Source organism: Devosia beringensis, from assembly GCF_014926585.1.
GTDB lineage: Bacteria > Pseudomonadota > Alphaproteobacteria > Rhizobiales > Devosiaceae > Devosia > Devosia beringensis.
Genome location: NZ_CP045422.1, coordinates 3,121,461 through 3,135,637, shown reverse-complemented (window position 1 = coordinate 3,135,637; position 14,177 = coordinate 3,121,461). Strand labels below are relative to the sequence as shown.

Annotated in this window: 14 protein-coding genes; 2 read left to right on the top strand and 12 right to left on the bottom strand. The window is 63.6% G+C overall.

Translation table 11 applies throughout. The annotated features are described in order from the left end of the window. Window positions 1-42: 42 nt before the first annotated feature. On the top strand, window positions 43-1,494 hold the full coding sequence (locus tag GDR53_RS15240; protein ID WP_193335308.1) for a YcjX family GTP-binding protein: 1,452 nt from the start codon (window positions 43-45) through the stop codon (window positions 1,492-1,494). Further along, window positions 1,491-2,501, top strand: coding sequence for a YcjF family protein (locus tag GDR53_RS15235; RefSeq protein ID WP_193335307.1), 1,011 nt, complete (start codon window positions 1,491-1,493; stop codon window positions 2,499-2,501). Before GDR53_RS15240 ends, GDR53_RS15235 begins: the two co-directional genes overlap by 4 nt. An 18-nt stretch (window positions 2,502-2,519) precedes the next feature. Here the strand turns inward: GDR53_RS15235 and GDR53_RS15230 are convergent, their stop codons facing one another. The 12 genes from GDR53_RS15230 to GDR53_RS15175 all read right to left on the bottom strand — a co-directional run bounded on the left by GDR53_RS15230 (window position 2,520) and on the right by GDR53_RS15175 (window position 14,112). After that, on the bottom strand, window positions 2,520-3,290 hold the full coding sequence (locus GDR53_RS15230; RefSeq protein ID WP_193335306.1) for an EAL domain-containing protein: 771 nt from the start codon (window positions 3,288-3,290) through the stop codon (window positions 2,520-2,522). A gap of 144 nt (window positions 3,291-3,434) precedes the next feature. Continuing rightward, window positions 3,435-3,986 carry a DUF2269 family protein gene (locus tag GDR53_RS15225; RefSeq protein WP_193335305.1) on the bottom strand — a complete coding sequence of 184 codons (552 nt, stop codon included), beginning with the start codon at window positions 3,984-3,986 and terminating at the stop codon, window positions 3,435-3,437. Between the two features lie 96 nt (window positions 3,987-4,082). Further along, complete coding sequence (locus GDR53_RS15220) at window positions 4,083-4,403, bottom strand: 2Fe-2S iron-sulfur cluster-binding protein (RefSeq protein WP_193335304.1); 321 nt, start codon at window positions 4,401-4,403, stop codon at window positions 4,083-4,085. After that, window positions 4,403-5,428: an NAD(P)/FAD-dependent oxidoreductase gene (locus tag GDR53_RS15215; RefSeq protein WP_193335303.1), complete on the bottom strand. Its 1,026-nt coding sequence runs from the start codon at window positions 5,426-5,428 to the stop codon at window positions 4,403-4,405. The genes GDR53_RS15220 and GDR53_RS15215 overlap by 1 nt, the downstream gene beginning before the upstream one ends. A gap of 92 nt (window positions 5,429-5,520) precedes the next feature. Next, a complete protein-coding gene (locus GDR53_RS15210) occupies window positions 5,521-6,795 on the bottom strand; it encodes a phosphoadenylyl-sulfate reductase (RefSeq protein WP_193335302.1) in 1,275 nt (424 codons plus the stop codon). Further along, complete coding sequence (locus GDR53_RS15205) at window positions 6,782-8,440, bottom strand: nitrite/sulfite reductase (protein ID WP_193335301.1); 1,659 nt, start codon at window positions 8,438-8,440, stop codon at window positions 6,782-6,784. The genes GDR53_RS15210 and GDR53_RS15205 overlap by 14 nt, the downstream gene beginning before the upstream one ends. Continuing rightward, window positions 8,427-8,750: a DUF2849 domain-containing protein gene (locus GDR53_RS15200; protein WP_193335300.1), complete on the bottom strand. Its 324-nt coding sequence runs from the start codon at window positions 8,748-8,750 to the stop codon at window positions 8,427-8,429. Before GDR53_RS15200 ends, GDR53_RS15205 begins: the two co-directional genes overlap by 14 nt. 4 nt (window positions 8,751-8,754) lie before the next feature. Then, window positions 8,755-10,155, bottom strand: a complete 1,401-nt coding sequence (gene cysG, locus GDR53_RS15195) for a siroheme synthase CysG (protein WP_193335299.1) — start codon at window positions 10,153-10,155, stop codon at window positions 8,755-8,757. A gap of 207 nt (window positions 10,156-10,362) precedes the next feature. Continuing rightward, window positions 10,363-10,683, bottom strand: coding sequence for a 2Fe-2S iron-sulfur cluster-binding protein (locus GDR53_RS15190; protein WP_193335298.1), 321 nt, complete (start codon window positions 10,681-10,683; stop codon window positions 10,363-10,365). Window positions 10,684-10,753: 70 nt separating this feature from the next. After that, window positions 10,754-11,956 carry a class I SAM-dependent methyltransferase gene (locus GDR53_RS15185; protein ID WP_210321342.1) on the bottom strand — a complete coding sequence of 401 codons (1,203 nt, stop codon included), beginning with the start codon at window positions 11,954-11,956 and terminating at the stop codon, window positions 10,754-10,756. Further along, on the bottom strand, window positions 11,953-13,554 hold the full coding sequence (locus GDR53_RS15180; RefSeq protein WP_193335297.1) for a peptide chain release factor 3: 1,602 nt from the start codon (window positions 13,552-13,554) through the stop codon (window positions 11,953-11,955). Before GDR53_RS15180 ends, GDR53_RS15185 begins: the two co-directional genes overlap by 4 nt. Before the next feature lie 165 nt (window positions 13,555-13,719). Continuing rightward, entirely contained in the window at window positions 13,720-14,112 is a 393-nt protein-coding gene (locus tag GDR53_RS15175) for an Hpt domain-containing protein (RefSeq protein ID WP_193335296.1), read from the bottom strand. Window positions 14,113-14,177 lie beyond the last annotated feature (65 nt).

The window sequence follows — 14,177 nt, the reverse complement described above, 5'->3', positions numbered from 1 at the left end:
TGCACAAATCCCTATCTTGCGGGTTCTCCGGGAGAGCCCTGCGTGCCGCAACCGCCAACCACCATCGCCGATGAACTGGGCATTGCCCTCTCCAATCTGGCCGATGCCGCAACCGGCGCCTTTACGCCCACTTTGCGCCTCGGCGTCACCGGGCTGAGCCGCGCCGGCAAGACCATCTTCATCACCGCCTTGGTGCACAATCTGCTCACCGGCGGCCGCATGCCCGGCTTTGCCGCCATGGCCGAAGGCCGCTTCATCGGCGCCCGGCTGGCCGACTATCCCGACGCGACCATTCCCCGTTTTGCCTATGAGCAGCATCTGGAGTCCCTGACCGGCAAGCACCCCGTCTGGCCCGAGGGGACGCGCCGCATCTCCCAACTGCGCATTGTCCTGAAATTCCAGTCGAGGCACTGGTATGCCGGCCTGCGGGGGCCTTCGACCCTCAACCTCGACATCGTCGATTATCCCGGCGAATGGCTGCTTGACCTGCCTTTGCTGGGCATGAGCTTTGCCGACTGGAGCGCCGAAGCCCTCGAGCGCGCCCGCCGGCCGGGTTCGGGCAAGGAGGCGGCGCCGTTCCTGGCCGAACTCGCCGCCGTCGATCCGCGCAAGGACGCCAGTGACCCCGATGCCGAGCGCCTGGCCGCCGCCTTTACCGACTATCTGCGGCGCAGCCGCGAACATGGCGCCCTTTCCACCCTGCCCCCCGGCCGGTTCCTCCTGCCCGGCGACCTTGAAGGATCGCCGGCACTGACCTTCGCGCCACTTACCGCGCCGGCCCAACCGGTCCGCAGCGGCAGCCTCTACGCCATGCTCGAACACCGCTTCGAGGCCTACAAGGCACAGGTCGTGCGCCCCTTCTTCCGCGATCACTTCGCCCGGCTCGATCGCCAGATCGTGCTGGTGGACACGCTGCGGGCACTCAATGCCGGTCCGGCCGCCGTGGCCGATCTCGAAACCGCGCTGACTTCGGTGCTGGCCTGTTTCCGCCAGGGCGAGACCAACCCGCTGCTTCGCCCCTTCGCCCGCCGCATCGACCGGATCCTGTTCGCGGCGACCAAGGCGGACCACGTGCACCACAGCAGTCACGACCGCCTCGAAACCATCCTCAACCGGCTGGTGGCCAATGCCAGCAAGCGCGCCCGCTTTGCCGGCACCGAGACGCGTTCGATCGCCCTGGCCGGCATTCGCGCCACGCAGGAAGGCACGATTTCCGAAGGCGGGCAGACGCTCAACACCATTATCGGCACGCCGCTACAGGGCGAGAGCCTCGATGGCACCAGCTATGACGGCAAGACCGAAATTGCCTTGTTTCCCGGGGACTTGCCCGATCGCCCCGATTCACTGTTTGAGGACGGCAACCCGGTGGCGCTGAACTTCCTGCGATTTGCCCCGCCGCAAAAGCTCGATCGCAATGCCAGCGGCGATATCGTGCTGCCCCATATCCGCTTCGACCGGGCACTAGATTATCTGGTGGGAGACTGGCTCGCATGAAACGTCCGGCCGCTCGACCCACCGCCATCACTGCCGAGACCGATGCGCTCATCCGGGCGCCCCGCGCCTTTGCCCCCGCCGCCGTCGAACTCAGCGACAACCCCTTCGATACGGTCGATGACGAAACGCTGGTAGCGCCCCTGCCCAAACGTATGGGCTGGCTCGGACGCCTCGTCTGGACCACCGGCGGCATCCTGGTTTCGGCCGGCCTTGGCTTGGCCGCTGACCGCCTGATCCGCGACCTCTTTGCCGCCAATGAAGCGCTGGGCTGGCTCGGCCTGGGCGTGCTGGGCATCTTTCTGCTGGCAGTGCTGGTGCTGGCGGCGCGCGAAGCCTTCGCCCTGCGCCGCCTGCGCGTCTTGGATGCCCTGCGTAGCGATGCGGCTCTGGCGACCGCCGACAACGATCAGAGCAAGGCCACCCAGGTCACGGACCGGCTCTCTGCCATCTATGCCGACCATCCCGAGCAGGCCCGCGCCCGCCAGACCGTTGCCGATCACCTGCCGCATCTGTTTGACGGTACCGAAATCATCGCCATGGCCGAGCGCACCCTGATGGCGCCGCTCGATGCCCGGGCCAAGGCGCTCACCGCCGCCTCGGCGCGCCGCGTCGCCTTGGTCACCGCCGTGTCGCCGCGCGCTTTGGTCGATATTGCCTTTGTCATCTATGAGAGCGTCCGCCTCGCCGGCGCCATTGCCGCCCTTTATGGCGCTCGGCCGGGTTTTTTTGGCTTCTGGCGGCTTACCGGCGCGGTGCTGGCGCATCTGGCCGTCACCGGTGGCTTGGTGCTCACCGATGGCCTGGTTGAACAGCTCGTCGGCCAGGGCCTCGCCGCCAAGCTCTCGGCGCGGCTGGGCGAGGGCGTGGTCAACGGGCTAATGACCGTCCGCGTCGGCATCGCCGCCATCCGGGTGGTCCGCCCCCTGCCTTTTGAAACGCAACCGCAGCCCATGGTCCGGGACTTCATCCCGGAATTGACCAAGCTGGCTGGTGACGCGGCCAAGTAGGCGCAGCTGTCAGGTGAGTCAGGCCGCCTTGTGGATCAGCTCGCTGCTGGTGGTGAACCCTTCAAGCCTGGGCTTGGCGAAATAATAGCCCTGAAACAGGGCAATGCCGAGGTTCCGCAGGACGTTCAGTTCGGCCGCTGTTTCCACCCCTTCGGCGAGCAGCGTAATGCCCAGTTCGCTGGCCAGCCCCGCCAGGGCTCGCACGATGGCCTGCTTGACCTTGGATCCGTCGATATCGCGCACCAGCTCCATATCGATCTTGATCAGATCGGTCTGAAACCGCGCCAGCAGCGACAGCCCGGCATAGCCCGCGCCGAAATCGTCGATGGCGGTGGTAAAGCCCATCCGCCGATATTCCGCGACGATGTGATTGACGTGCGCCGCGTCGGCAATGTGCTCGTTTTCAGTGAATTCAAACATCAGCCGGTTGGTATCGAACTGCGTGCGCGCCGCTGCTGCCAGAGTGGCGCGGATACAGGCCGAGGGCTCGTAGACGGCATTGGGCATGAAGTTGATGCTGAGCTTGGTGTGCTGATCGCCAATGGCCCTGCCGGCCAGTTCGATCGCCTTGACCCGGCACGCCTGATCGAAGGCATAGCGGTTCTGGTCGGTGACCTGGCTGAGCACCTGCAAAGCCCCCTCGCCTCCGGTGCCGCGCACCAAGGCTTCATATCCCCAGATCGCGCCGGCCGAAACGTCAATGATAGGCTGGAAAGCCATGGTGAAGGGGATGGCAAAGCTGCTCGCATCGGTATTGCGGCAGCCTTCGCAGCTGGTCGGTGTCGTCATTCCAAATCCTGGTAGCAATCATGATGGTTCTGACGCTGACGCCATCTTGCCGAACGACTTCTAATAAACCGTCTATCATAGGCCGTACAAAGCCGCACAATGAGCTGCCTGGAACCATGCAGTACTCTTCGCGCGGCCTGACCGTCAGGCTGCAACTGCGGCAGGCTGCGGCTTGACCACCAGAAATGCGACCGCTCCCGCCGCCAGCACGGCCCCCATGATCGACAGGATCACCACGTCGCCATAGCCGGGCTTGAACACCATGTCGGCGATGATCACGGCCATCAGGACAAGATCAAAACGCCCCCTGTGCAACAGGGCAGCGCTCATGTCGCGAACACGCGGGCTGTCGGGGCCTTCACTCTGTGCCAGTTCGGCAATCTTGTCAGAGCCCGGCTTGATGACAATCAAGCCAAGGCCGATGCTGACCGCAATGCCCACCAGCGCCAGCAGAATCCACAGATCGCCAAAGCTCCATGACATGATCGTCAGCACGATGCCGAGCAGCAGCGTCAGCATCGCGGCGGGCACGAACACCAAATTGCCCAGCCGGGCGCCAACGGCGGAAAACCCGCCATAGACCGGGCCCGGCGCCCGCTGCGCCACTTCCGCTGCGACCATGAAGACAAAGCCGCCACCGACCCAGACGGTCGCCGTCAATACATGCAGCAATTTGATGATCAGGTAGAAGTCCATAGCAACCCCCAAGCAAAACACTCAGCCGCAATGGCGCGAGCGAAGTTGGGCGCAGCTTTTATACCTGCGACAATTTGTCATCAAGCAAAAAAGCGGTCACTCCTTGGCCGAACTCGGGGCCAGGGTGACTCTCATGCCGTCCAGATCCTCGGACAGCAGGATCTGGCAGCTGAGGCGGGAATTGGGCTTCTTGTCGAGCGTCGAATAGAGCAGGTCTTCTTCATCGTCGCTGGGCGGCGGCAGTTTGTCGAACCAGCCATCCTCGACATAGACGTGGCAGGTGGCGCAGGAACAGGCGCCACCGCATTCCGCCTTGATGTTGAGGCCCCAGTCGCGGATCACTTCCATGGTCCGCCAGCCGTCAAGCCCTTCGAGCTCGTGCTCGTCCCCCGCCTGATCGGTTACCAGGATCTTCATCAGGCCACGCCCAGCTTCTTCTGCAGCTTGGTCGAACTGGTCGTGTACTGGAACACCACGCGTTCGCCCGGCGAGGTAATTGCCTTGGCGGCCTGGGCCATCAGCGCTGCTTCATGGAAGCCGCTCAGGATCAGCTTGAGCTTGCCCGGATAGGAATTGATGTCGCCAATGGCGAAGATGCCCGGGACCGAGGTCTGGAACTTCTCGGTGTCCACCACAATGGTGTTGTCGTTGAGTTCAAGGCCCCAATCGGCCACGGGACCGAGCTTCATCGTCAGCCCGAAGAACGGCAGCAGCCGCGTTGCCGGCACCGAGAGATCACCGGCATCGGTGATCAGGTGCACATGGTTGATCTGCCCGTCCGCGCCGTCGAGCTTGGCAATCTGGCCGGTCAGGAAGTTGATCTTGCCCTCGCCCACCAGCGCCTGCATCTTGTTGACCGAGGCCGGCGCTGCCTTGAACACGGCGCGGCGATGCACCAGCGTCAGTGAGCGCGCGATGGGCTGCAGGTTGAGCGTCCAGTCGAGCGCCGAGTCACCACCGCCGACGATCACCACGTCCTGGCCGCGGAAGTCGTCCATCTTGCGGACGGAATAGAAGACCGACTGGTTTTCGAAGGCCTCGATGCCCTCGACGGGCGGGCGCTTGGGCTGGAATGAGCCGCCGCCAGCCGCGATCACCACCACCTTGGCATGGAAGATCTCGTCGGCATCGGTGGCCAGCCTGAACGAGCCGTCTGCCTGCTTCTCGATGGAATTGACCATGCGGTTGAAGTGGAATTCGGGCGCAAACGGCGCGATCTGCGCCATCAGATTGTCGGTGAGATGCTGGCCGGTCACCACGGGAAAACCCGGAATGTCGTAGATCGGCTTTTCCGGATAAAGCTCGGCGCACTGCCCGCCGGGACGGTCCAGGATGTCGATGAAATGGCATTTGAGGTCAAGCAGACCGAGCTCGAACGCCGCAAACAGCCCGCAGGGGCCGGCGCCGATGACGACGACATCGGTGGTGATTTCAGTGCTCATTGATCTCAGGTCCAGTTGGAGGGCCACCGCCCTCGGTCATTGCGGAAAATGCGACGGGCGCAAGCTCGGGAAAGCCTCGCGCTTCCCCTATATCAGGAGGCGCGGCGAAGGAAGGGGCGGGTGCCGACGGGCACTTCGGTCGTGCCGGTGGGCTGGTAGAAAATGGCCACTTCGGGCAGCCGGTTTTCACTAAGCGCCTCACGCGTGGGCTCATGCGTCACCACCAGCGCATTGATGCCGCAGCGCCGCATCAGCGGAATCTGGTCCTGCAGCACGTCACCAACCGCGCGGATTTCGTTAGCGTACTGATAACGTTCAGTCAGCATCCGGGCCGTCGAATAGCCGCGACCATCCGTAAATGCCGGGAAGGCGATGGCGATCGAGGCAAAGCCGCCAAGATCGGCCTCGACGTCCTCGATCCGGTCGCCCGGCGACACCAGCAGGCCCAGCGGATGCGGATTGGCCAGAAAGGCCTCACGATTGGCCAGAAATACCGGCAGGGGCACGTGAGTATAGCTCGCCGTTGCCGGGATGCTCTCATCGGTCCAGGCATGGAACGGATCGGCGATGAAGGCGCCGTCTTTCCACAATGTGTGTCGCTTGGCAGCTGTCATGGGAGAGGCAATCGCTCCGTTGAAATCGAAATGGATGCCGCACTCTTTCTTGTTGAGACCGCGCCACCGTCCGGCCCGCGAGTCCTCGCCCTCGGCAACCACCGAGGTGCAGGGCGCGCAGCCAATCGACTTGTAGCCCTTAGCGAACAGCGGATGCTCGGGCAAGCCGTGGTCGACCTTGTACTGGTTGACATCGGCATCGGTAAAGTAGGCCAAAGGGTTGACCTTGATCCGGTCATCGCTGGTCAGCTCGAAGTGCGGCAGGACGCCGCGTTCCTTGGTCTGGAAGCGCTTCCGCCCCGTAGCCCAGCCGGCATATTGCTCGGTAATGGGCTCCAGCGGCTCGGTCTTGCGGATATGGCAGCAGCTGTCGGGGTCGGTCTCCCACAGCGTGCCGGCAGGATCGAAGCGCTTGATGTCGGCCGCATTGGGATGGATGGCGTGCACATTGATCAGGCCGAGATGGCTCTTGAGCGTCTCGACATAGTCCAACGTTTCAGCGAAGTGCTTGCCGGTTTCGAGAAAATAGACCGGCAGGCTGGGGTCCACCTGCGCCACCAGGTGCAGCAGCACAGCCGAATCCGCCCCGAATGAGGACACGATCGCCAGGTCGCCGGGCAGCACGTCGACCGCAGCCTGACGCAACACGCCCACCGCATCCATCTCGTCGAACATGCCGTTGAGCGCCAGAATGCCCAGGGCCCGCAGCTTGTCATGCGCGGCCGGGACGTGCACCGGCTTAGGCTGCGCCATAAAGGGCCTCCTTGAACGGCGCTTCGCCGAGCCGGCGATAGGCCTGGATGAACGTCTCGTCGGCGCTCTGGCGCCGGGCAATATAGGTATCGACCAGCGTCTCGATGGCGCCCGGCACGGCCTCGGCCTCAAAGCCGGGTCCGATGATCTTGCCCACCGATGCCAGCTCGGTGGCGTCGCCGCCCAGCGTGATCTGATAGAGCTCGCCGCCCTTCTTCTCGACGCCCAGAATGCCGATATGGCCGACATGGTGGTGGCCGCAGGCATTGATGCAGCCGGAAATCTTGATCTTGAGATCGCCGATTTCCTTCTGCCGTTCCGGCGCCGCGAAACGGTGCGTGATTTCCTGCGCGATCGGGATCGAGCGGGCATTGGCCAAGGCGCAGAAATCAAGACCCGGGCAGCAGATCATGTCGGTAATCAGCCCGGCATTGCCGTCAGCCAACTTGGCCGCAACCAGAACATCGTAGACGGCGCGCAGATCAGCCACCGCCACATGCGGCAGCACCAGGTTCTGCTCGTGGGTCACGCGCAGCTCGTCAAACGAGTAGCTTTCGGCCAGGTCGGCCACTACGTCCATCTGTACGTCGGTGGCGTCGCCGGGTGCGCCGCCAATCGGCTTGAGCGAGATGGTCACCGAGGCATAGCCGGCCTCGCGATGGGCATTGATATTGTTGTCGAGCCAGCGGCCATAGGCGGGGTCGATGATCGATTCATAGGCGACGTCGACCTTGCTGCCGCTGCGATCGGCAAAGGCCGGCGGGGCAAAATAGGCCGTGATACGATCGAGTTCCTGCTGCGGCAGTGTCAGCACGCCACCGCGCACTTCGGCGAACTCGGCCTCGACCTGGCCCTTGATGGTCTCGAGGCCCTCTTCATGCACCAGGATCTTGATGCGCGCCTTGTACTTGTTGTCGCGCCGCCCATAGCGGTTATAGACGCGCATGATGCTCTCGAGATAGGCGAGCAGGTGTTCGTTGGGCACAAAGCTGTTGATCAGCTTGCCGATCATCGGCGTACGACCCAAGCCACCACCGACCCACACTTCCCAGCCGGTTTCCCCTGCCCCGTTGACAGCGGCCTGCAGGCCGATGTCGTGGAAGCGGATGGCGGCCCGGTCATTGGGCGACCCAGTCATGGCGATCTTGAACTTGCGCGGCAGATAGGTGAATTCGGGGTGCAGGCTCGACCACTGCCGGATGATCTCGGCCACCGGGCGCGGATCGATGATCTCGTCGGCGGCAGCGCCAGCAAACTGGTCGGTCGTGGTATTGCGGATGCAATTGCCCGAGGTCTGGATAGCGTGCATCTCGACGCTGGCCAATTCCTCCAGTATCGCCGGAATATCCTTCAGTTTGGGCCAGTTGAACTGGATGTTCTGCCGCGTGGTGAAGTGGCCATAGCCGCGGTCATAGACGCGGGCGATGTGAGCCAGCTTGCGCATCTGCCGGCTCGACAAAGTCCCGTAAGGCACGGCAATCCGCAGCATATAGGCGTGCAGCTGCAGATAGAGCCCGTTCATCAGCCGCAGCGGGCGGAACTGGTCTTCGCTCAGCTCGCCCGACAGGCGCCGGTTGACCTGATCGGCAAACTGCGCCGTGCGGCCCGCGACAAAGGCCGCGTCAAATTCGTCATATCGATACATGACCGTCCTCACCCAGATGCTGGCGGTCATAGATCGCGCCGTTCAATGTCAAAGGCGCGGTGGGACCCGCTGCCCGAATGCGCTCGCGCAACCGCTTGGGCACGATAAGCCCTTGATCGAGCGTTATTTCTTCGATCTCAAGGCTGATCACCCTTCCGGTGCCCTTGGTCGCGGCCAGGGCAGCGTCGCGCTCGGCTGCCTCCTCCTTGGCGAAGACCCGGGCGGCCTGCAGGTCTTCGACCCAGGCGCCTGACCTATCGAGATAAACCGTCCCTCCGGAGGTCAGTTCATTGCCGGTGAGAATTTCCATGCCGTTACGCTACCTTGAAGTTCTGGGCGGCGATCTGCGCCGCATTGGCCCAATCGCCGGCGGCGACCGCTTCGCCCACAAAAATGATTGCCGGACCGTCGGCAAGCGTCGCATCCCATTCGATCAAGGATGACAGATTGCCCGAATATGTTGTCATCTGGGGGCGCCCGGCATTGACCACTATGCCCACCGGCGTGGACGGGCGCGCGCCATGCGCCACCAGCCGCGCCGCCACTTCGGAGGCGATGGATTTGCCCATATAGAGCGCCAGGGTCAGCCCGGATTGCGCCAGAGCCGCCCAATGGGCCAGCTCGCTGTCTTCAGCGCCATGCGCGGTGGCCATGATGAAGCCGCTCGACACCTTGCGCAGCGTGACTGGCGTCGCCGTATCGGCTGCAGCCGCCATGGCCGCGCTGACGCCGGGCACGATCTGATACTGTATGCCGGCCTTGCGCAGCGCGGATATCTCTTCGCCGGCCCGGCCGAAAATCATCGGGTCACCCGACTTGAGCCGCGCCACCTTCTTGCCCTCGCTGGCAAGGCGGACGATCAGCGTATTGATCTGCGCCTGGCTGAACGAGTGGTGGCCCTTGGCCTTGCCGACGGAAATCTGCTCGGCATCGCGCCGGCCCATCTGCACCACGAGGTCGGGCACCAACTGGTCATGCACGATGACATCGGCCTGCTGCAGCAGCCGCTGGGCCCGCAGCGTGAGCAGGTCTTCCGACCCTGGCCCGGCGCCGATCAGCCAGACCACGCCGGCACTATTGCTCTGGCTCTGATGCTGATCGAGCAGCACTTCAGCCTCGTAACGGCCGGCAATCGGGCTCAAAGCGACGGCAGCCTCGACCTGGGGCGAGGTCACCAGCGCCTCGTAATAGCGCCGGCGGGCGGGACCGGTGTGAATAAGGCTCTCGACGCGCTGGCGCAATCCACCGGCCAGCCGCGCAATCTTGCCAAAGCCGGGCGGCAGCATGGCCTCGATGCGGGCCCGCACCAGCCGCGCCAGCACGGGGGCATCGCCTTCGCTGGAAATCGCCACCGTCAGCGGCGCGCGATCAACGATGGACGGCGTATAGAAATCGCATTCCGCAGGGACATCGACCACATTGAGCGGGATGTTACGCGCGCGGGCAGTAGCCTTGGCCAGCTCGGCGTCGGCGCCCTCTTCGGCCACAAACACCAGCGCCACGCCGTCCAGGTCGGCTTCAGCAAAGGGGCGCTCGTGCACCAGGACGTCAAAGGGGGAAAAATCAGCCTCGACATGGCGGGCAATAATCACGACCATTGCAGTCGTCTTAGTAACCAACCGGACCTTGTTCAGGGCTTCCTCGCCGCCGCCGATAATGGCGATGCGTAGACCACGAACCTTGTAGCTCAACGGAAATGTGTTGAGGTGACCCATTGGAACCCTGTTGTGACTGTCCGTCAAAATAGGCGAAACCGCGCCTTTGCAGCAAGGCGTTGATAGTCAATCGCTTCTATATTTCCCTCAGCGGGCACGGCGTGGAATGGGTGCTTTGCCAAAGCCGCGCTGCCGCCAAAAGAATCTGTGCGCGGGGTCGGGCGAGCAATTTTTGCTTAGCCCCGTCCCGCCCCTGGCCGGCCTGGATCAGCCCTGCCGGGATGGCACATGCACGATCAGGCCATCGAGCGCATCCTTGACCTTGATCTGGCAGGACAGCCGGCTCGACGCCTTCACGTCAAAGGCGAAGTCCAGCATATCCTCTTCCATCATCGAGGGGCCGCCCACCGTTTCGGTCCAGGCGTCATCGATATAGACATGGCAGGTGGCGCAGGTGCAGGCGCCGCCGCATTCGGCAACGATGCCGGGAATGGCATTCATGATGGCGGTTTCCATCACGGTGGAGCCGGCCTGGGCTTCGGTCTCGATACGCTCGCCATCGGACTGCACAAAGGTGATCTTGGTCATGGGTCTCACGGGGATTGGCTTTGTCAGCCGATATAGGGGATCAGAGCGGGTTTAGAAACCCGCAGCCGGCTCACAGCGGTCCTGCATCCCGCGCGCCCAGCAGGCCCTCGAGATAATGCTCTTCGATGCCGAACAGGGCCTTGATCGCGGCGATCTGCCTGAGGATCGCCTCGCGATCGCGGCCGACCCGGTCATCCTTTTCGGCGACGATCAGGTTGTTCTTGGGCGTATGCGCGTCGGAAACGAACTCGAACACCTTGGTGCGGTAGCCGTTGAGCTCGAGCAGCAGCGCGCGCAGCCCGTCGGTGACCATTTCGGCCTGCTTTTCCAAGAAGGTGCCGTGGCGCAGCAGGAAATCGAGCTGGGCGTCGGGTTTGCCGGCTTCCATCTGGCGACGGATCTGCTTGTGGCAGCAGGGCGCCACCGCGATCAGCACCGCGCCGGCGCTGATGCCCTTGAAGATGGCGTCATCGGTGGCGGTGTCGCAGGCATGCAGCGCGATCACCGCATCGGCGCCGGTGGCATCGAAATCCAGAATTGTCCCGGTCTGGAAGCTCAACCCGTCAAAGCCCGATTGCTGCGCCGTGGCATTGCCGTCGGCCACCAGCTGCTCGCGCATTTCCACGCCAACCACGCCCACCGGCCGCTTGGCGACGGTGGAGAGGTAGTCATAGAGCGCAAAATCGAGATAGCCCTTGCCCGCGCCCATGTCCACGATCAGCGGCTGTTCCGCCTTAAGCGCTTGAATCAGCGGCGCAAAGATTTCGACCATCTTGTTGATCTGGCGGAACTTGTCCTGCGCATCGCTGCGCACCACGCCATCTTTGCCGGCAATGCCGAGCGCCTTGAGCCAAGGCTTGTCGCTGCCATTGAGCGGCCGGTTCTTGGCGCGGTTGTGCTCGGTCGAGGGCGCCTCGCGGCCTTCCACCTCGGTGCGCTTGAGGCGGATCTTGAGGCCGTTGCGCTCCAGCACCATGTCAAAGCCAGTGGTGGCCAGCTGCGCCATGCTGAACTCATCCTTGAGCCCGGTGCGCAGCAAAGCCAGCGCCTCGGGCTGGATGAAGTTCTTGATGATGTCGCGCGTCTTGTAGCGATAGGTGAAGGAGAAGCGGTCGCCGCCCTTGACCGTGATCTTCTTGATCTCGATGCCCTTGAGGTCCGGCTCCGCCCCGTGATAGCCGCCCAGCTTCAGCCGCACCAGCGAACCGGCGATGAACGCCGTCTTGGTGGCGTTGAGCAGTTCTTCGATGCGATCGGGAGCGGGGGCGGTCAATGGCGTTCCTTGGTGGTCAGAAAGCGGATCTTGGGAAAGTCCTGCTTGGCCCGGTCGGCCCACCAGGCATTCTGCGCCAGAAAGACCGGCGCCCCGGTGCGGTCCTCGGCCATGTTGATCTTCTGGGCCGTGATAAACCGGGCGAGTTCAGCCGGCTCATCGCTCTCCACCCAGCGCGCCACTTCGTAATTGAGGCTCTCAAAGGTGATCGGCACGCCATATTCGCCGGCAACGCGCGAGCTCAGCACTTCGAGCTGCAGCTGGCCCACCACGCCGACGATCCAGTCGGCGCCCACCATGCGGCGGAACACCTGGGTCACGCCCTCTTCGGACAGATCCGACAGCGCCTTGGCCATCTGCTTGGTCTTCATGTGATCGACCAGCCGCACGCGACGGATGATTTCCGGCGCGAAGTTCGGGATGCCCGTCACATTGATATTGGCCCCTTCGGTCAGCGTATCGCCGACCGACAGCGTGCCGTGATTGGGAATGCCGACAATGTCGCCGGCCACGGCCTGTTCGGCCAGTTCGCGGTCATTGCCGAAAAAGAACATCGGATTGCTGACAGCCATATCCTTGCCCGAGCGCACATTCTTGAGCCGCATGCCGCGGGTGAAGGTGCCCGAGCAGAGCCGGACGAAGGCGATACGGTCGCGGTGATTGGCGTCCATGTTCGCCTGCACCTTGAAGACAAAGCCGACGACCTTTTTCTCGCTCGGATCGATCGGCGCCGGAATGGCCGGCTGCGGCCGCGGCTCGGGGCCCCATTCGCCCAAAGTGCGCAGCAGTTCGGCCACGCCGATACCCTTGAGCGCAGAGCCGAACAGCACCGGGCTGAGATGGCCGGCATGAAAGGTAGCAAGGTCGAAGGCCGGCAGCATGGCCGTCGCCATTTCCAGACTCTCCAGCGCCGTCATGAAGACCGGATCATCGACCAGCGTCTCGTTGTCGAGCAGGTCCTCGATCGCTTCATATTCAGCGATCGGCTTGCCCTGCGGGTTGAGCACGCGCTTTTCCAGCAGGTCAAGATAGCCGCGGAAATCCACGCCCTGCCCAATCGGCCACAGCACGGGGGTGAGATCGAGCGCCAGCTTGCCCTGGATCTCGTCGATCAGCTCGAGCGGCGACAGACCCTCGCGGTCGACCTTGTTGATGAAGGTAATGATGGGAATGTCGCGCAGGCGGCACACTTCGAACAGCTTGAGCGTCTGCGCCTCGATGCCCTTGGCGGCGTCGATCACCATGATGGCGGCGTCCACCGCGGTCAGCGTGCGATAGGTGTCTTCGGAAAAGTCCGAGTGGCCCGGCGTATCAAGCAGGTTCAGCGTCAGCCCGTCATAGTCGAAGGTCATCACCGAGGAGGTGATGGAAATGCCGCGCTTCTGCTCCATTTCCATCCAGTCCGACCGGGTCGAGCGCACGCCGGCCTTGCCACGCACGGCGCCGGCCGTCTGGATCGCCCCGGCGGCCGCCAGCAACCGCTCGGTCAGTGTGGTCTTGCCGGCGTCCGGATGCGAGATGATCGCAAAGGTACGACGGGTACGGAAAGGTTCGGCAAGGGACCGGGGCGCAGCCTCGGCAACACTGGATAAGGACATGGATCTGCTGGACGGTTGGGCCGCTGCATCGGCGCGGCAGGTTGGCCGCTATATAGGGGATGGTGCGGAGAGGGTCAAACTGGTGATGGGAGGCGCCCAGCCATGACCTCGCCCTTCAACGGGCTTACCATGAGGTATGCTGAGGCAATTCCTGCAATCAGCCGCCTAAGCCGGTGCGTTGTCCAGCAGGCGGGCGATGAAGGCGCGGGCTTCTTCGACGGCAAGGCCCAGATCGTCGATGCGCTCGGGTGCCAGGGGTCGGCCGGCCTGCAGTTCGGTTTCGGCGGCCCGGGCCAGGTTGGCGATGGCGAAGGCCCCCACCCCATCGGAAGCGCCCTTGATGGAATGAATGTTGAGCGTCAGGTCGTCATAGCTGGCGGCCAGCTGCAGCCGGCCGAAATAGGTCTTGAGCGTAGTATCGTAGAGCCGCAGGATTTCCTGTTCGAGACGGGCGTCGCCCATGCACTGCTTGGCCAGGTGCACCAGGTCGATCGGCCGCTCCGGCCGGGTCGGCGCGCGGCTTTCGGTCTGGTCGACGGCGGCTGAAGTCTGCGCCATGCTGGTCGCTCCGTTACACACGGCTACGCGTCCAACTGGGACAATGCCGCAGGCGCTACCCTAAT